Annotated in this window: 15 protein-coding genes and 2 pseudogenes; 5 read left to right on the top strand and 12 right to left on the bottom strand. The window is 46.8% G+C overall.

Features of this window, described 5'->3' with window-relative positions:
• Window positions 1-30: 30 nt before the first annotated feature.
• Window positions 31-477 carry a GNAT family N-acetyltransferase gene (locus MKY50_RS04100; protein WP_015252579.1) on the bottom strand — a complete coding sequence of 149 codons (447 nt, stop codon included), beginning with the start codon at window positions 475-477 and terminating at the stop codon, window positions 31-33.
• A 67-nt stretch (window positions 478-544) separates the two neighbouring features.
• Window positions 545-1,675 (bottom strand): DEAD/DEAH box helicase, encoded by a 1,131-nt coding sequence (locus MKY50_RS04095; RefSeq protein ID WP_015252580.1) that lies wholly within the window; start codon window positions 1,673-1,675, stop codon window positions 545-547.
• 172 nt (window positions 1,676-1,847) lie between these two features.
• Here MKY50_RS04095 and MKY50_RS04090 point away from each other — a divergent pair, with 172 nt between their 5' ends.
• Window positions 1,848-3,404, top strand: a complete 1,557-nt coding sequence (locus MKY50_RS04090; protein WP_014476110.1) for an ABC-F family ATP-binding cassette domain-containing protein — start codon at window positions 1,848-1,850, stop codon at window positions 3,402-3,404.
• Between the two features lie 109 nt (window positions 3,405-3,513).
• On the opposite strand, the pseudogene MKY50_RS04085 reads toward MKY50_RS04090, so the two are convergent.
• Window positions 3,514-3,655 (bottom strand): annotated as a pseudogene (locus tag MKY50_RS04085) (hypothetical protein); the annotation flags it as partial.
• Between the two features lie 109 nt (window positions 3,656-3,764).
• Here MKY50_RS04085 and MKY50_RS04080 point away from each other — a divergent pair.
• Window positions 3,765-3,927 (top strand): annotated as a pseudogene (locus MKY50_RS04080) (GNAT family N-acetyltransferase); the annotation flags it as partial.
• Window positions 3,928-3,962: 35 nt separating this feature from the next.
• Here MKY50_RS04080 and MKY50_RS04075 read toward each other — a convergent pair.
• The 6 genes from MKY50_RS04075 to yfmT all read right to left on the bottom strand — a co-directional run bounded on the left by MKY50_RS04075 (window position 3,963) and on the right by yfmT (window position 10,689).
• On the bottom strand, window positions 3,963-5,153 hold the full coding sequence (locus MKY50_RS04075; protein ID WP_015252583.1) for an MFS transporter: 1,191 nt from the start codon (window positions 5,151-5,153) through the stop codon (window positions 3,963-3,965).
• A 65-nt stretch (window positions 5,154-5,218) separates the two neighbouring features.
• The gene (locus tag MKY50_RS04070) at window positions 5,219-5,641 is read right to left on the bottom strand and encodes a MerR family transcriptional regulator (RefSeq protein ID WP_014479143.1); all 423 of its coding nucleotides are present in this window, start codon (window positions 5,639-5,641) and stop codon (window positions 5,219-5,221) included.
• Between the two features lie 124 nt (window positions 5,642-5,765).
• The gene (locus MKY50_RS04065) at window positions 5,766-6,212 is read right to left on the bottom strand and encodes a YfmQ family protein (protein WP_163130956.1); all 447 of its coding nucleotides are present in this window, start codon (window positions 6,210-6,212) and stop codon (window positions 5,766-5,768) included.
• A 122-nt stretch (window positions 6,213-6,334) separates the two neighbouring features.
• Window positions 6,335-8,224 carry an ABC-F family ATP-binding cassette domain-containing protein gene (locus MKY50_RS04060; protein WP_192858302.1) on the bottom strand — a complete coding sequence of 630 codons (1,890 nt, stop codon included), beginning with the start codon at window positions 8,222-8,224 and terminating at the stop codon, window positions 6,335-6,337.
• A 133-nt stretch (window positions 8,225-8,357) separates the two neighbouring features.
• Entirely contained in the window at window positions 8,358-8,762 is a 405-nt protein-coding gene (locus tag MKY50_RS21710; RefSeq protein WP_369888597.1) for a methyl-accepting chemotaxis protein, read from the bottom strand.
• A gap of 469 nt (window positions 8,763-9,231) precedes the next feature.
• A complete protein-coding gene (gene yfmT / locus MKY50_RS04050) occupies window positions 9,232-10,689 on the bottom strand; it encodes a benzaldehyde dehydrogenase (protein WP_341116212.1) in 1,458 nt (485 codons plus the stop codon).
• A gap of 249 nt (window positions 10,690-10,938) precedes the next feature.
• Here yfmT and MKY50_RS04045 point away from each other — a divergent pair, with 249 nt between their 5' ends.
• The 3 genes from MKY50_RS04045 (at window position 10,939) to MKY50_RS04035 (ending at window position 14,447) form a co-directional block, all read left to right on the top strand.
• Window positions 10,939-12,324, top strand: coding sequence for an amino acid permease (locus tag MKY50_RS04045; RefSeq protein ID WP_003233771.1), 1,386 nt, complete (start codon window positions 10,939-10,941; stop codon window positions 12,322-12,324).
• A 91-nt stretch (window positions 12,325-12,415) separates the two neighbouring features.
• Window positions 12,416-13,123 carry a YjjG family noncanonical pyrimidine nucleotidase gene (locus tag MKY50_RS04040; protein ID WP_116316373.1) on the top strand — a complete coding sequence of 236 codons (708 nt, stop codon included), beginning with the start codon at window positions 12,416-12,418 and terminating at the stop codon, window positions 13,121-13,123.
• Window positions 13,124-13,217: 94 nt separating this feature from the next.
• The gene (locus MKY50_RS04035) at window positions 13,218-14,447 is read left to right on the top strand and encodes an MFS transporter (protein WP_003243467.1); all 1,230 of its coding nucleotides are present in this window, start codon (window positions 13,218-13,220) and stop codon (window positions 14,445-14,447) included.
• 30 nt (window positions 14,448-14,477) lie between these two features.
• Here the strand turns inward: MKY50_RS04035 and MKY50_RS04030 are convergent, their stop codons facing one another.
• From MKY50_RS04030 to MKY50_RS04020, 3 genes are read right to left on the bottom strand one after another with little or no spacing between them, the layout of a single operon-like run.
• On the bottom strand, window positions 14,478-15,413 hold the full coding sequence (locus MKY50_RS04030; RefSeq protein ID WP_015252589.1) for a putative nucleotide-diphospho-sugar transferase: 936 nt from the start codon (window positions 15,411-15,413) through the stop codon (window positions 14,478-14,480).
• On the bottom strand, window positions 15,414-16,592 hold the full coding sequence (locus MKY50_RS04025; RefSeq protein WP_029317509.1) for a glycosyltransferase family 2 protein: 1,179 nt from the start codon (window positions 16,590-16,592) through the stop codon (window positions 15,414-15,416).
• Between the two features lie 28 nt (window positions 16,593-16,620).
• The gene (locus tag MKY50_RS04020) at window positions 16,621-17,532 is read right to left on the bottom strand and encodes a putative nucleotide-diphospho-sugar transferase (RefSeq protein WP_014476099.1); all 912 of its coding nucleotides are present in this window, start codon (window positions 17,530-17,532) and stop codon (window positions 16,621-16,623) included.
• Window positions 17,533-17,536 lie beyond the last annotated feature (4 nt).

Here is a 17,536-nt window from a genome sequence, read left to right as displayed (position 1 = left end):
TTTTTGCCCTCCTTTTGTGTTTCGATGAGATCAGTTGCGAAGAATCAGCGTAAGAAAACCATCTTCATCAGGTTCCGTGTCTTCTAAAGTGAATCCTGCTGCTTGAAAGCAAGCTAAACTGATTCGATTGTCTTCTTCAATGCATGCCACCCATTCTCGCACGCTAGTAAAATCAGGTTCGGTCATCAGCTTTTGCAGTATCCGTTTTCCGTACCCTTGAAGCCGGTACAAAGGATTGACGATCAATCCAATATACGTCCGCTCCTCTCCGAACTCAATAACGACCATCCCTGCCGGCAGCTGTCCATCATACGCCATGATGACAGTATCGTGTTTATCTTTATTTACTCGTGCGTACCACTCATCTAATGGCAGCATCCCATCCATTCTCCGTCTGGTATCCTCATTCTCAAACCAGTGTTCAAGTATTTTCAGCTCTGGCTCCTGCATTACTTGAAACCTGTCTATTGAAGCCATTTTCCCACCTCCGCGCAAAATCTTTTCTATTATTTTACAACAAAAAAAGGGCTTTCCGCCCTCCTTTTTATTTCGTCTTCAGTTTTCCGCCTGCATACACAGCTTCACTCAGCTCAACACCAAGCTTCTTCGCCATTTTTTTCAGCTTTGATTCCTCCAATTTTGTCACAAGGCTCAGCACGTTGCCTTCTTTTCCGGCCCGGCCTGTTCGTCCTGATCTGTGGACATAGCCATCTTCATCTGGAATATCAGCATGAATCACGTATGGCAGGTTTTCAATGTCTAAACCGCGTGCGGCAATGTCAGTCGCCAATAAAAGAGGAAACTCTCCGTTTTCGAATGCGGCAATGATTTTCGCCCGCTCCATTTTTTTCGCTTCGCTGTGCAAAACGCCGAGTTCAACGTGGTGATATGCCAGCTTTTCCGCATATACACTCAGGTTGCCAATGTCTCTCACAAATACGAGTGCCTGCATGCCTTCAAGCCTTGACAGCTTTTGCAGCAGCTTTACTTTGTCACGCTGGTCACAAATGAGATATTGATGCTTCACTTTCCCTGCCTCTGCCTTGCTTCGCTGCACCTTCAACACCTCAGGCTCTTGCGCCAATTCGCGGAGCACATCCTCTGTTTCCTTTTTAAGCGTGGCAGAGAAACATAGAAGCTGGCGGTCTCTTAATGTCGTTTTAATAATTTGTTTGATCGTCTCGCGATGCTCCGGCAGGATAAGCTGATCCGCTTCATCAAGTACAATCGTTTTCACTTCATGCATTTTGAGTTTCTTTGCTTTAATCAGTTCAAATACCCTGCCTGGCGTGCCGACAATGATATGCGGATGTTTCTTTAGCTTTTCGACCTGCTTCTTCACATTCGCCCCGCCGATTAAGGAAGCCGCGCGCAGCTCTGAGCCCGCTTTCCAATCCTGAATCACCTGAAAAATCTGCATCACCAGCTCACGGGAAGGCGCTAAAATCACCGCCTGCGGATGCTTTTGCTCTGGTTTGATCCGCTCCAAGACCGGCAGCGCATACGCCAGCGTCTTCCCTGTGCCTGTCGGCGATTCTGCAATGACATCCTTTCCGTCCATGATCAGCTGGGCTGCCTGCTCTTGAACAGGGGTTGGCGTTTGAAAGCCGGAAGCATTCCAATTCTCTTGTATAAATGATTGTGCATTATGTAAAAATGGCCAAGTTTGCGTCATTTTGTTCTCCTCAATTCCTGAAATCTATTCCATAGTATCTCAAAACCTCGCCCGGAACGCAATTTTTCTTTTTCTTTCCTATACCTTTCAACATTCCGAATCCTCCTTTATAATCAAAAGGGTGAATATTACACGCCGATTGTGCGTGTTTGATAACGATAGAGGTGTAAACATGAGTATTTTATCTGTAAAGGATTTAAGCCACGGCTTCGGGGACCGGGCCATTTTTAATAACGTTTCCTTCCGCCTGTTAAAAGGCGAGCACGTCGGCTTGATCGGCGCAAACGGTGAAGGAAAGTCAACCTTCATGAATATTATTACCGGAAAGCTTGAACCTGATGAGGGAAAAGTCGAGTGGTCAAAAAACGTCCGTGTCGGATACCTTGATCAGCATACCGTGCTGGAAAAAGGAAAATCTATTCGCGACGTCCTGAAAGATGCATTCCATTATTTATTTGCGATGGAAGAGGAAATGAACGAGATATACAACAAAATGGGCGAGGCTGATCCCGATGAGCTCGAGAAGCTGCTTGAAGAAGTCGGCGTCATTCAAGACGCGCTGACAAACAATGATTTTTATGTCATTGATTCCAAGGTGGAGGAAATTGCCCGCGGTCTCGGTTTGAGCGATATCGGTTTAGAGCGAGATGTCACCGATTTGAGCGGCGGACAGCGCACAAAGGTCCTTCTCGCTAAGCTGCTCCTTGAAAAGCCGGAAATTCTGCTTCTCGATGAGCCGACCAACTATCTTGATGAACAGCATATTGAATGGCTGAAACGCTACCTGCAGGAATACGAGAACGCGTTCATCCTGATTTCCCACGATATTCCGTTCTTGAATAGTGTCATCAACCTGATTTATCACGTTGAAAATCAAGAGCTGACACGCTATGTCGGCGACTACCATCAGTTTATGGAAGTCTACGAGGTGAAGAAACAACAGCTTGAAGCGGCCTATAAAAAGCAGCAGCAGGAAGTCGCAGAGCTGAAGGATTTCGTCGCCCGCAACAAAGCGCGCGTCAGCACGAGAAACATGGCGATGTCCCGCCAAAAGAAACTCGATAAGATGGATATGATCGAGCTTGCGGCAGAAAAGCCAAAGCCGGAATTCCACTTTAAGCCGGCGAGAACGTCAGGCAAGCTGATTTTTGAAACGAAGGACCTCGTGATCGGTTACGATTCCCCGCTGTCCCGTCCGCTCAACCTCCGCATGGAGCGCGGCCAAAAAATCGCCCTTTACGGCGCAAACGGGATCGGAAAAACGACGTTGTTGAAAAGTTTGCTTGGTGAAATCCAGCCGCTCGAAGGCTCTGTAGAACGCGGTGAGCACATCTATACCGGCTATTTCGAGCAAGAGGTCAAGGAAACAAACAACAATACGTGCATCGAAGAAGTATGGAGCGAATTCCCTTCTTATACGCAGTATGAAATCCGTGCCGCTCTGGCAAAATGCGGACTGACGACAAAGCATATCGAAAGCCGCGTCTCCGTATTAAGCGGAGGCGAAAAAGCGAAAGTCAGATTGTGCAAGCTAATCAACTCAGAAACAAACCTGCTGGTGCTCGATGAGCCGACAAACCACTTGGATGTCGATGCCAAGGAAGAGCTCAAGCGCGCCCTGAAAGAATATAAAGGCTCCATTCTGCTCATTTCCCACGAGCCAGACTTTTATATGGATATTGCGACAGAAACGTGGAACTGCGAGTCTTGGACGACGAAAGTGCTTTAATTTATAAAAAAACCCGCCTGCTAAAGGGCGGGTTTTTTACTGCCGTTTATTCTGAACGATTCTCAAAAGCTCTCTGTCTTTTAAAATGGAGATGTGAATTCATCAAGTGTCAGCTCTCTTTTGGCAGACAGCTCAAAATCCTCCTCATCTGCCCAAGCGGTAAACCACTCGGGCGAAAAGCTGTTTTTCATGACGCTGTGTATGTATTGATAGAGCGTTTCTAAACATTTCTGATCATATTCGTCGGTTTTGCCTTATCTATGGCAAACGTCCCCTCTACAGCATGAACCATCACTTGAAATGGCAATCGTAAATGAACGGACACATTCTCAGCTTCTGCAAGATAAATCCCAGCCGCATCAATGCCTGACCGAAGCGGATGCCAACGGAATTAAAAAAATCTCACTGAATGTCCTGGAAACAAACGAAAGGATTTGAAGCAGAAGGAATCTTAAAAAAGGAGAAATTGCTTTCTGACGGAAATTACTATAATACGGTAGTAATGGGGAAATTCCACGATTAAAAAAAGACACTGCATCTTCGCAGTGTCTTTCGTTATTAATGCCCCGCCTTAATTCCAGCAAGATGTTTACGTCCCATGAGAAGGACAAGCATGCCGACAAAAACGACGATTCCGCCTACTGTATATGGTGTGCTTGCAGTAAAGTGTTCTGACAGCATTCCTGCAATCCACGGGGCGAGCGCGCCGCCGATGAAGCGGACTGAGCTGTAGGCTGAAGACGCGATTGAACGTTCAACCGGCGCAGAACCCATCACAGCGGTTGTCATGATCGTATTCACCATACCGAGGACAGCACCAGCGACAACGATACATGTAATAATCAAAGTCTGATGGTCTGTCCAGATCCCCATAATAACGAGAATGGCCGCAAAGGCGATAAAGAGAACGACGAGCGAACGCACTGTGCCCAGCGCTTTGTGCACGAGCGGCGCCGTAAAGACTGACGTAATCGCCAGCAGAAGGCCCCAGCCGAAGAAGACATATCCAAGACCGTGTTCATCTAAATCCAGAACGAACGGAGAATAAGCAAGCAAAATAAAAAATCCAAAGTTGTATAAGAATGCCGATACCGCCATTGTTAAAAGGCCTTTATATTTTAGCGCCTTCATCGCATCAAACACACCGACGCGTTTCGCCGGTTTCGGCAATTTCGGAAGCATGAAAGAAATCGCGATTAACGCAATAAACATCAGGACAGATACTCCGAAAAACGGCGCGCGCCATGAAATGCTTCCAAGCTCTCCGCCTGCAAGCGGTCCGACAGAAATCCCGAGACCGAGCGCAGCCTCATACAAAATAATCGCTTGGGCGCTGCCACCGACTGATACGCCGACGATGACCGCAAGCGCTGTTGAAATAAACAAAGCATTCCCTAATCCCCAGCCGCCGCGATAGCCGACTAACTGAGCGATTGAGCTTGAGCTGCCGCCAAGCCCCGCAAACACAATAATAAAAATAAGTCCGAGAATTAATGTCCATTTCGCGCCGATGCGGCTGGAAATGGCTCCTGAGAAAAACATCATAAATCCGGTTACAAGCAAATAACTTGTAAACAAGAGTGATACTTCACTAGGTGAAGCATGTAATTGTGCGGCAATGGCCGGAAGAATTGGATCGACCAGCCCGATTCCCATAAAGGAAATCACACAGGCAAATGCGACAGCCCATACCGCTTTTGGCTGGCTGAGCAAGCCTGTTTTCTGATTCACTTGTTTTGTCTTATCCATTTGACCTGACCTCCATCTTTATTCCATTAAAAGAAACGCTACAAAAATAGCGTTTGGCAAACTTTTCATTCGATTGATTGAATGGCGCGTTCCGCTTTGCCTTTCATGCCTTGCAGGCGTTCTTTAAAGCTTTGGAATGTGCGGATTTTCTCATCAATCAAACTCAGCTGGTGATTCAGGGTTTCCTGAATTTCCTCCAGTTTTTCTTTCCGTTCCTTAGGATCCAGTGACAACAAATACCCCTCTTTGTTTAACTCTAGCTGGCGGCTGGTTTCCATGAAATGCTGAAGCTCCTGAAGGGAAAAACCGAGCACCTCTTTTGTGCTGATGACTTTCTCAAGCTCCTCCATATCATCCTCTGAATAAAGCCTTACACCGCCGTCTGTCCGTTTCGGCGCCGGAATCAAGCCGATTTCTTCATAAAACCGGATGGTCCGCTTTGTCAGTCCGCTCCTTTTGGCCACTTGATCAATCTTCATCCATTCCAAGGTAAATCCCCCTTCGCCGTTTCTGTTACCATTATACACCCTTTGAACCTTAACGTAAACGTTAAGGTTTAAAAAACAATAAAAAAGACGAGTAGCATACAGCACCCGTCTTTCACTTTCCTGTTTAAGCTAAACTTCCCGCCACTGACAGAGACTCTTTTTGAAGGCTTTCAGAAAGCACTCGATACGCGATCACTTTCTTCTTGTACTGTTTCACGACGTCGATATGGTCGTCGTAGCGGTACACGAACAGCTTCACGTCTCTTTTTCCTTTTTTTGTATCTATCACCAGCGGCGTGCCGCCGTTTTCCGGATGTAAATAACGCTCTTCATCACCTGGATAGATATAATATTTTTCCAGGAAGACAGCTTCGTTAAATTGATCAATCACTTTCTGCTTCTCTGCACCCTCGAGGCGTTTTCCATCTAGAGAGAGACTCGCATTTTCGCCACTCAGCTTGGCGTGCACTTCAAATTTGCTGAGCAGCCATTCTATGACGCCTGTAGGAAGACAGGTTAATACGATTTTCACCAGACTCATGAGAATTAACATCACGATCGCCCATGTCATACTTCATCATCTCCGTTAGTTTTCCATGTGCCGCTGACACACAATTTTATCCTAACATAAGCAGGCCGGTTCGTTTTTGTCCATTATGTGAAAAAAAGCGCGGCCTGCTGCGGCCACGCTTTTTAGCTTTCCAGTTCTTCGATCATGAGGGACAATTCTGTCCAGCGGTCCATCGCAGCCTCAAGCTCTTCCGCAGTTTTCGCCTGCTCGGCCATCAGCTCTTGGATTTTGCCAAAATCACTGCCTGCTGCGGCGATGTCAGCTTCGAGCTGCTCATGCTTTTCTTCCAGCTGGGCAATTTTATCTTCGATGCCATCCCATTCCAGCTGGTCTTTGTAAGAAAGCTTTTTCCGTTTTTTCTTCGGCTCGGCTTCAGCCGTTTTTTCCTCAGCTGTCGGTTTTGGGGCCGCTTTTTTCGCTTTTGACTCCTCCATATAGTCGCTATAGGAGCCTTGAAAGCGGGAAATGACGCCATTTCCTTCAAATACAATCAAACGGTCGACGACGCGGTCAAGAAAATAGCGGTCATGGGATACGGTGATGACGACGCCAGGGAACTGGTCAATATAATCCTCAAGAACGCTTAATGTTTCAGTATCCAAATCGTTCGTCGGCTCATCGAGAAACAGGACATTCGGCTCCTGCATGAGAACCTGAAGCAAGTATAAACGGCGTTTTTCCCCGCCGGACAGCTTGCGGATATACGTCTGCTGCATCGAACGCGGGAAGAGGAAACGCTCGAGCATTTGTTCAGCTGTAATCATATCGCCATCTGCCGTTTTTACGACCTCCGCCGTTTCTTTTATATAGTCAATGACCTTTAACTCACCGTTCATTTCACTATGATCCTGAGTATAGTAGCCGATTCTGACCGTCTGTCCGATCGTAATATCGCCTCCGTCCGGCGTATGACGGCCGGCAAGGGCATTTAACAGCGTTGTTTTCCCGATGCCGTTTGGCCCGATGATCCCGATCCGTTCACCTGGTATGACAAGTTCATTAAAACGGTCGACGAGCATGCGGCCGTCATAAGCGATCATGACGTTCTCCGCTTCAATAACCTGTTTTCCGAGACGGTGCGAGCCAATGGCAAAATCGAGTGAACCTGATGACTGAGGGCCTTTCTGCTCTTTAAGCGACTCTACCCGGTCAATTCTCGCCTTTTGTTTTGTGGAGCGGGCTTTCGCTCCTCGTCTGAGCCAGGCCAGCTCGCGGCGCAGCAGGTTTTGCCGCTTCGTTTCCTTTTGCTCAGCCTGCGCTTCCCGTTCCGCGCGTTTTTCTAAAAACACTTCATAGTTGCCTTTGTACGTGTAGAGGCTGCCTCTTTCAAGCTCATAAATGCGGTTGGTGACACGGTTTAAGAAATATCTATCGTGCGTCACCAGCATGACGGCGCCGGGATATTGGCTTAAATACCCTTCAAGCCACTCAATCGTTTCATTATCCAAATGGTTTGTCGGCTCGTCCAAAATGAGCAAATCAGCGGGCTGAATTAAGTTTTTGGCAATGGCCACCCGTTTTTTCTGGCCGCCTGAGAGCTCATTGACCGGTTTTGTTACGTCGTTGACGCCCAGCTTAGACAATACGGTTTTTGCCAAGGTGTTTGCATCCCATGCATTGTTTGCGTCCATTTTCGCTTGTGCTGCCAGCAGGTGTTTCTGGCGCTGTTCATTTTCGGGATCTTTCCCCAGTTCATACAGCGCTTTTTCATATTCACGCAAGGTTTTCATCACAGCCGATTCACCGGAATAGATATGCTCCAGCACTGTTTGCCCCGCAGGCAGCTCCGGGTCTTGATGAAGAAATTCGACCTGCACGCTTCCGGATTTCGTGATTTCTCCTTCTTCGGTAGATTCCAAGCCGGCAATCACTTTCAGCAGCGTTGATTTTCCTGTTCCGTTCGGCCCGATTAATCCGATTCTCTCATTCTCTTCAATATGAAAGGAGATATGGTCAAATAATGTTTTATCTCCGTATGTTTTATAAAGATTTTCCGCTTTTAATATGCTCATGGTTCCTATCAATCCTCACGTAAGTTCATGTGTACATTTTAAATCAGCCGCTGGAATAAAACTAGTAAAACGTCAGACGAATTTCATGGAAATGCAGGATAGAAAAAGACCGGGGACGTTTGTCCCCGGTCTTTTACTCTTCCTCAAGCGCTTTTTCAGCCATTTTTGCAAGATGCTGCGCGCTTCCTGATATCTCCTGCATTGTGGCGGAAATTTGTTCAACGGCAGCGGCTTGTCCGTCTGTATGCTGATTAATCGACTCAATGGATTCCTCCAGCCCTTTCAGCAGGCTGTGGATTTTTTTCGTAATCTGGTCAATTTGGCCGACATTTTCTTTTGAATGCGTCGCTAGCTTTCTGATCTCATCTGCGACGACAGAGAAGCCTTTTCCGGACTCCCCTGCTCTTGCCGCTTCGATCGCGGCATTCAAGCCTAGCAGATTGCTTTGGTCCGAGATGCCTTTAACAGTTACTGAAATATCGGCGATTTCACCGGCGCTTTCGCTTACTTTTTTCGCCTGAGAGGAAATGCCCGACATTTGAGTTGAAAACCCGTTAATTGATTCAGAAATGTCGGAAATAGCCGCGGCCGTTTGTTCAACGACAGCCGATAAGCTTTCCGCCACATCATGCAGCTTTGACGACTCCTCAAGGCTCGTTCCGAGGCCGACGCCTCCAATGACTCTTCCATTCTCGTCGTGCAGCGGGATGGCACGCGCGATCAATGGAAAGCCGAACAATTCTTTCGGAACCATACTCGTCTTCTTCTGATTGCTGCGGATGGCATCAGTGATAATATCCCCTTCCTGCAGCGGATCGCCGGCTTTTACGTTCAGCGAAAAGGTTTTGGCCGGTATATTCACGAGCAGTTTTTCCGTATCATAAATGCCGATTGTAATATCATCCTGAACCAGGCTGTTTAAATAAGGGGCTACTTTGATAAATGCGTCCAGAATATCTGCGGTTTCTTTTTCCGTATTTATGGTCAATTCCATTCACTCCTTTTCATTAATAAGGGAAGCTGCGTTTTTCGTGCTGGACCGAAATCCATTTCAGCGTTGTAAATTCTTCGAGGCTCCACTCACCGTTTAATCGGCCGAGGCCTGATTGCTTTTCACCGCCGAAGGCTACATTCGGTTCATCATTGATGGTCGTGTCATTGACGTGAATCATGCCCGTTTCAATGCGTTTCGCAAAAGCCACGCCGCGCTCAAGATTTGACGTATGTACGGCACCGCTCAAGCCAAACGGGGTTTCGTTTGCGATATCCACCGCTTCGTCTTCTGAATCAAACTTCATAAAGGAGACGACTGGTCCGAACAGCTCTTCCTTGGCAATGCTCATGAACGGTTTGACGTCTTTTAAGATCGTCGGTTCCACGATCGTCCCGTTAAATCCGCCAAGCTTCACTGGTACGGCGCCTTCTTCAATTGCTTTCTCAACAGACTTCATCAGCCCGTCCGTCTGTCTGCTGTTGATTAATGGCCCGATAATCGTATCAGGATCCATTGGGTCGCCGACTTTCAGCGATTCCACTTTTGCCTGGTACAGCTCAAGGAACTTGTCATAAATAGAAGAATGAACAAGCACGCGGTTGGCTGACATGCAAATCTGTCCTTGATGTGTAAATCGGCTGAACACCGCCGCATTGACCGCATATTCTATATCTGCATCCTCAAGTACGATGAAGGCACTGTTCCCGCCAAGCTCAAGAAGCGGCTTTTTAAAATGCTTCATCGCAAGCTGTCCGATGTAGCTGCCGACTTTCGTAGAACCGGTAAATGAGATGATCCGCGGCACTGGATGCTCAACGAAGCTGTCGCCGATTTCGGCAATGTCTGTGACAACAACATTCAGCAGCCCCGCTGGAATTCCCGCGTTCTCAAAAATTTTCGCAATCAGCGTTCCGCCGCAAATCGGCGTTTCCTCATGCGGCTTTAGCACAACGCCATTGCCGGCTCCGAGTGCAGGCGCCACTGATTTCATAGATAAAAAGAATGGGAAGTTAAACGGACTGATGACACCGACAACACCTGCCGGCACGCGATATAATCTGTTTTCCTTGCCATCTATTGTGGACGGAAGAATTTTGCCTTCCATGCGGACAGGGAACGTTGCCGCTTCTTTTATGATGTTTTTGACAAGACCGATTTCAAAAGCTGCTTTGAGCCTTGTTCCGCCAAGCTCTTCCATAATCAAATAAATGATGGCTTCTTCGTTCTCTTCGATATACGTGACGGCTTTTTCTAAAATGGTCCTTTTCTCGAACGGATTGACCGCATCCCATTTTTTCTTCGCCAGCGCCGCTGCCCTGTACGCTTCATCTACATCGTCAGCAGTCGCTTTACGGAATGTTGTGAATGTTTTTTGAGTATAAGGATTTTTGTTTTCCAATACATTTGGGCTGCTGCCCTCCTGCCATTTCCCGCCGATAAACTGTTTATTCAACTCTTCATATTGAAACATGGTCAGCATCTCCTTTATAACCGCAAATCAAAATATGGGCGAATCTATTTTTTCTATCGGTTCATCTTGCATAAAATTGAATATACGATTAGTAAAAATTACTATCCTATGATACGACAACGCTGTTTCGCTTCTATCATTTAAAGCAGAAAAATATTTTATTGACTGCGTCAAATTTCGACAATATAATACAACAAGAACTGCATATAATGATTAGAATATTTTGAATATTTCTAGGAGGAACTTTTGATGAGTTCATTATTTAGAAAAAAACCGCTTGAAACATTGAGTGCGCAGAGCAAGTCAAAAAGCCTTGCCCGTACGTTAAGCGCATTTGATTTAACCTTGCTCGGTATCGGTTGTGTCATCGGTACAGGGATTTTTGTCATTACAGGAACAGTGGCAGCGACCGGTGCAGGTCCCGCCCTCATCATATCGTTTATTTTAGCGGGGCTCGCCTGTGCGCTGGCTGCTTTCTGTTATGCTGAGTTTTCGTCTTCCATTCCGATTTCGGGAAGCGTGTACTCATACTCATACGTGACACTTGGAGAGCTGCTCGCCTTTTTGATCGGATGGGATCTCATGCTTGAATATGTCATTGCACTGTCGGCGGTTGCCACCGGCTGGTCTTCATACTTTCAATCACTGCTTGCCGGCTTCAATCTTCATATTCCGGCTGCACTGACAGGAGCGCCGGGAAGCACGGCGGGCGCCGTATTTAACCTTCCGGCTGCGGTGATCATTCTCCTCATCACTGCGATTGTCAGCAGAGGCGTCAAGGAAAGCACACGCTTTAACAACGTCATCGTACTGATGAAAATCGCGATCATATTATTGTTCATTATTGTCGGCATCGGCTATGTGAAACCGGATAACTGGTCTCCTTTTATGCCATTCGGGATGAAAGGCGTCATACTTAGCGCTGCCACTGTATTCTTCGCGTACCTTGGGTTTGACGCGGTTTCTAACGCATCAGAGGAAGTGAAAAATCCGCAAAAAAACATGCCCGTCGGCATTATTTCAGCTCTAGCCGTCTGTACGGTTCTGTACATCGCGGTATCGCTTGTGCTGACAGGCATGATGCCTTATGCCAAATTGAATGTCGGAGATCCTGTATCCTTTGCGCTGAAATTCGTCGGACAGGACGCTGTTGCCGGAATTATTTCTGTCGGTGCGATTATCGGGATTACGACGGTGATGCTCGCTTTGCTGTACGCACAGGTCCGCTTGACATTTGCCATGAGCAGAGACGGCCTTCTGCCTGGATTGTTCGCAAAGGTTCATCCGTCATTTAAAACCCCGTTCCGCAACACATGGCTGACAGGGATCGTTGCAGCGGGAATCGCCGGCTTTATTAACCTCGGAACGCTGGCCCATCTGGTGAACATGGGAACACTTGCCGCGTTTACGGTCATTTCCATTGCTGTCATTGTGTTAAGAAAGAAACATCCTGAAATCAAAGCGTCCTTCAGAGTGCCATTCGTTCCGGTTGTGCCGATTATCAGCGCAGGCATCTGCCTTTGGTTCATGTACAGCCTTCCCGGCGTCACATGGCTTTCATTTGTCATCTGGATCGCTGTCGGAACGCTGGTTTACTTCCTATATTCGAGAAAACACAGCTTATTAAACAAATAATCTCTTTTCAGCCGGCGGTGCCTCACCCGCCGGCTTTTTCCTTTTTTTATGTGCTATACTTTGAATACATATGAGAAAGGGAGACACACAGATGAAACGATACCGCACTTTATTATTTGATGTAGATGATACCATCCTTGATTTTCAAGCGGCAGAAGCTTTAGCCCTGCGTTTGCTGTTTGAAGATCAGAACATTCCTTTAACAAATGACATGAAGGAGCAGTATAAAACCATCAATCAAGGTCTCTGGAGAGCCTTTGAAGAAGGTAAGATGACACGGGATGAAGTCGTAAACACACGTTTCTCCGCTTTGCTCAAGGAGTACGGTTACGAAGCGGACGGCGCCTTGCTTGAGCAAAAATACCGCCGCTTTCTTGAAGAAGGACATCAGCTTATTGACGGTGCATTTGATCTCATCTCAAATCTGCAGCAACAGTATGATTTGTACATCGTGACAAACGGTGTGTCTCACACACAATATAAGCGTCTCCATGATTCAGGATTATTTCCATTCTTCAAAGACATTTTCGTTTCTGAAGACACAGGCTTCCAAAAGCCGATGAAGGAATATTTCGATTACGTGTTTGAACGGATTCCTCAATTTTCAGCAGAGCACACATTAATCATCGGGGATTCACTAACTGCTGATATCAAAGGCGGACAGCTCGCCGGGCTTGATACTTGCTGGATGAACCCTGACATGAAGCCGAATGTGCCAGAGATCATACCAACCTATGAGATTCGTAAGCTTGAAGAGCTATATCACATTTTGAATATCGAAAATACCGTCAGCTGCTAATATTTATAAGAGTCTTTTTTCCTCTTGATAAATTCTTCACCTTATGAATAATATGGTGGTATGCTTTGGTTATATATGTAAGGAGGAGACTCAATTGGCTATCGCCGCCCCGTTAAAAGAAAAAACAGTTCAAAAACCAGGCACCACGGTGTATCCGATTTTGATTATTATCGGAATTTGCCATATGCTCAACGATTCGCTTCAGGCTGTGATTCCGGCCATGTTCCCTATTTTGGAACGCTCCATGAGCCTGACGTTTACACAGCTTGGCATCATCGCTTTCACATTAAACATGGTGTCATCCGTCATGCAGCCTGTTGTCGGCTGGTATACCGATAAACGGCCGCGGCCGTATGCGCTGCCAGTCGGTTTGACCGCCAGCATGCTTGGCATTTTGGGCCTTGCATTTGCCCCGTCATTCATAACGATCTTATGCTGTGTGTTTTTCATTGGATTAGGCTCGGCCATTTTCCATCCGGAGGGCTCCCGTGTGGCGTATATGGCCGCCGGCACAAAACGCGGGCTCGCCCAGTCGATTTATCAGGTGGGCGGAAACTCAGGCCAGGCGATGGCGCCGCTGATCACCGCGCTGATCCTTGTGCCGCTCGGGCAATTCGGCGCTGTTTGGTTCACGCTTGTCGCCGCGCTTGCTGTTATGTTTCTCATGTATATTGCGAAATGGTACGCCTCACGTCTCGGCAGCCTTGCCCAGAAATCAGGCAAGCAAAAGAAAACGGCTGAAAACACGGCCATCACCAAATCTGTTGTATCTGCTCTTATTATTATTATATTTCTCATTTTTGCTCGTTCTTGGTATACGAGTGCGATCGGTAACTTTTACACGTTTTACGCGATGGATACATATCACGTAAGCATTCAGCAGGCACAAAGCTATATTTTTGTCTTCTTGCTGTTCGGCGCGATCGGCACGTTTCTCGGCGGCCCGCTTGCAGACCGTTTTGGAAAACGCTTCGTTATTCTCGGTTCGCTGTTATGCTCGGCGCCGCTGGCGATTGTGCTGCCATTTGCCGGCCCGGTTCTCGCCTATGGCGTGCTCGCATTGATTGGCTTGGTTCTGATGTCGAGCTTTTCTGTAACGGTCGTCTACGCACAGGAGCTAGTTCCTGGAAAAATCGGCACAATGTCCGGTTTAACCGTCGGGCTTGCCTTCGGGATGGGCGCAATCGGCGCTGTGGCGCTGGGCGCTCTGATTGACGCCGCGGGCCTGACCCCGACGATGATCGCCATTGCCTTTCTCCCTGTTCTCGGCATCCTTGCCTTCCTATTGCCAAGTGACCAGAAGCTGAGAGAATGGCATAGCTGAAAAAACCCCTGCCAGGCGGCAGGGGGTTTTTTAATCCAGCTGGATAAAATGAGTGTCAGGCACTGCGTGCTTCGGGATAAAGCCATCCGCAAAGTCCGGAAACGCCGACTGTATTTCATCAATCCATCTTTTCAGATTTAATATATACGGCATATAAATCATCTCAATTGTCGCTTCGTCTTCAATCCGGTAGTACCAGCAAAGATTAAACTCTTTTTCTGTCACCAGTGTAAACCCAGAGAAATGATAGAAAATCAGCGGCGTTTCATCTATATACACGCGGCCGTCCTTTTGCCCGACCTTATAGTTTTCGATATTCCAAAGCGCTGTATTGGCTCCTATTGATTTGACAACATGAACACCTTTAAACTGCTCCGGCCATTTCTCCACATATCTTTGATCACCATATGTCTTTCGTTCCGTATCCATTTCGACCGTGCAAAATTCAATACAGTCCTGTCTCCACTGCCACACCGCTTCATATGCTTCCTTTGTATTACCGGCACCGACAAAGCCTGTATTAAAGCGTCCGGTTCGGTCGTAGTAGGACATGAAGCGCGGCGAATTACGATGATCAGTCAAATACAGAGACGCCGTTGGGTTTTCTGCAAAAATACGTGCCGGATCAGAAAAGAAAAATAGATCCGTATCCATATGGGCAAAGTATTCAGCGTCATCCCACTTGCTCATCACATGAAACAAAAAGGCAGGCTTTAACGTCCAGCAATATTCATGAAACGTTCTGTTGCTTTTCGCTTTCAACAGCTCCGGGTCTTCCATTTCATGCAGCTGCACAAAGGTTACATGCTCCCATGGAACGTGCTGAAGCAATTCATACGCTTTCTGGTCGACACACAGCACATATAAATGAAAATCATCGCAATGCTCATGGAGAGAATGAATCATAGGCATGAGCTTAAAGATATGTGTCCTTGACACTATCGTTGAAAAATGAAATGTACTCACTTATACCACATCCAATGATCTAAGATCCACGTGCAGCAAATCGTTGACAAGCGCATACAGTGCGTTGGCAAAATCGTTCACGCCTAGCTTTTTCTTCGCCTTAGGCAGAAGCTTGCGGACAGTTTGCAAATCAAAGCTTTTCGCCGTCACCCTTGGGGATTTCTTTCGCCAATCCGGATCAATGTTGCGCTCTTTAACAACATGCAGAAGTTCAAGAAACAGATTCAGCAGTATATCATATTTCTGTGATTCCAGCAGCTTTTGAATATCAGCCATGATTCTGTTCGTCATGTCAGGCGGGAACGGCCCATTAAAAGCGAGATGAACGTCTAAGGAGCGGATGTTATTGTATTTATCGCACATATAGGCAATGTTTGCCCGAATATCGTCTACAGATTTACAATTGCTTGGATGTTCCTGATGAACACTGACAATATCGCGGCGAAGCCTGAAGGTCAATCCGGCCTGATGAAGCCTGATCCCGAGGTCATAATCCTCAAACCCGTACCGCACAATGCCTTCGTCAAATAAACCGAGGTCAACCACATGCTTGCGTTTCACAGAGGAATTATTCGTGATAAAAAAGCGCCATGGCATATGATAGCCTTTCAAGTCATCGCCGTACTCATCTAAAATCTTCTTGAGCACGTCTATAAAGTCGGTATCGAGGTCAAAGCTTTTATCAAGAAAGCTTCCGTTTTTGATGTCCGCTTCCTCCAGCAGCTTTTGTTTGTCTTTCTTCGGCATTTCACCTGTGAGCTTTGCGAGCTGTTCCTTATGTTCTTCTTCAAACCGTTCATAATAAAAACTGTAGATCCGTTTCCAAAACAACCCGCACACGACGAGATTCTCTTCGTTCTCATGGGCTTTAATATGTTTTGCCACAAGGTCCTTTGCCGCAAGCATATCGCTGTCATGGAAAATCAGGATGTCTCCTCTGGCATTGCGAAGCGCCTGATTTCGTCCGTACGCAATGCCCCTGTTTTCTTTAATCCGTGTAAAGATCAGCGGAAAATCAGCTTGAAATGACTCAAGCATCGAGAGCGTCCCGTCCTCAGAGCCATTGTCCGCTACAATGACTTCGAATTCTTCATCGCACTCCTGCTGGTTTAGTGACAGAAGGCTGTTGTAAAGGCGCTCCTTTGAATTATATGCAGGAATAATAACGCTTGCTTTCACTTCATTTTCACTTCCTGTATTTACTCATTTATTTGTTGTCATCTTTTGAAGCAAAACCGTTAAATTCAGGGTCTAACGTTTTGATGTGCTGAATGATATGCGGCAGTGTCTCTTGATACAGTTCATGCACAAACGGCAGATCTGTGCGGGTTGTTTCATGAATCTGTTTGATTTCATTGATGCTGACGATTCGGTATCCGCTGAAATGATAAAAGATCAGCGGACTGCCATCCTCCAGCACGATCCGGCCATCTTTCCAGGAAAACGTATGCTGTCCATAATTCCAATGGCCGATGTTCACGCCGGGTGTTGTAATGTCACACACATTCGGAAACAGCTCAGACATATAATCCAAATAGCCCTGATCACCGAATTTCCCTTCACCCGGTGCATTTTTGCATTCCTCAAGACAGCGTTCCTTCCACCACTCCAAGCAATCCGTGCCTGCATCATCATGCTTGAAGCTGATAAACCCGGAATTATATCTGCCTAAAAGACGCTGCAGCATGTCAATCTGCTCTTTCTCAAAAGAAGGGATTACAATATCCCCCCGTGAAAGCAGCACCGAGCAGTCCGGCTGGTTTTCAAAAATCGGCGATGGATCTGCATAGAAAAAGAGATCCCCGTCAATATACGTCACGCGCTCCAGCTCAGGATTGCTGTTCAGCACAGCTTGCAGAAAGATCGGCTTCATCGTCCAGCAATACTCACTTTGATCTCTAGTTTCCTTCAGCTTCAGCAGCATTTCATTTTCAAGAGCGGCCACCGGCACAAGGTTCAGCTGCTTCATCTTCAGCTTCTGTAACACGCGGTGCGTATCTTCATCCATGCAAAGTATAAAAATGGGACTGTCTTGATCAACTTGCTCTAACGACTTAAACAAAGCGACTGCCTGATATAATCTTCCTTTTGATAAAACGGTGCAATACGCGCTGGTCACAGTC

The organism is Bacillus sp. FSL R7-0685, from assembly GCF_038002425.1.
GTDB classification, from domain to species: Bacteria; Bacillota; Bacilli; order Bacillales; family Bacillaceae; genus Bacillus; species Bacillus subtilis.
The sequence above is the reverse complement of the archived record's forward strand: the minus strand, read 5'-3'. Positions and strand labels throughout refer to the sequence as shown.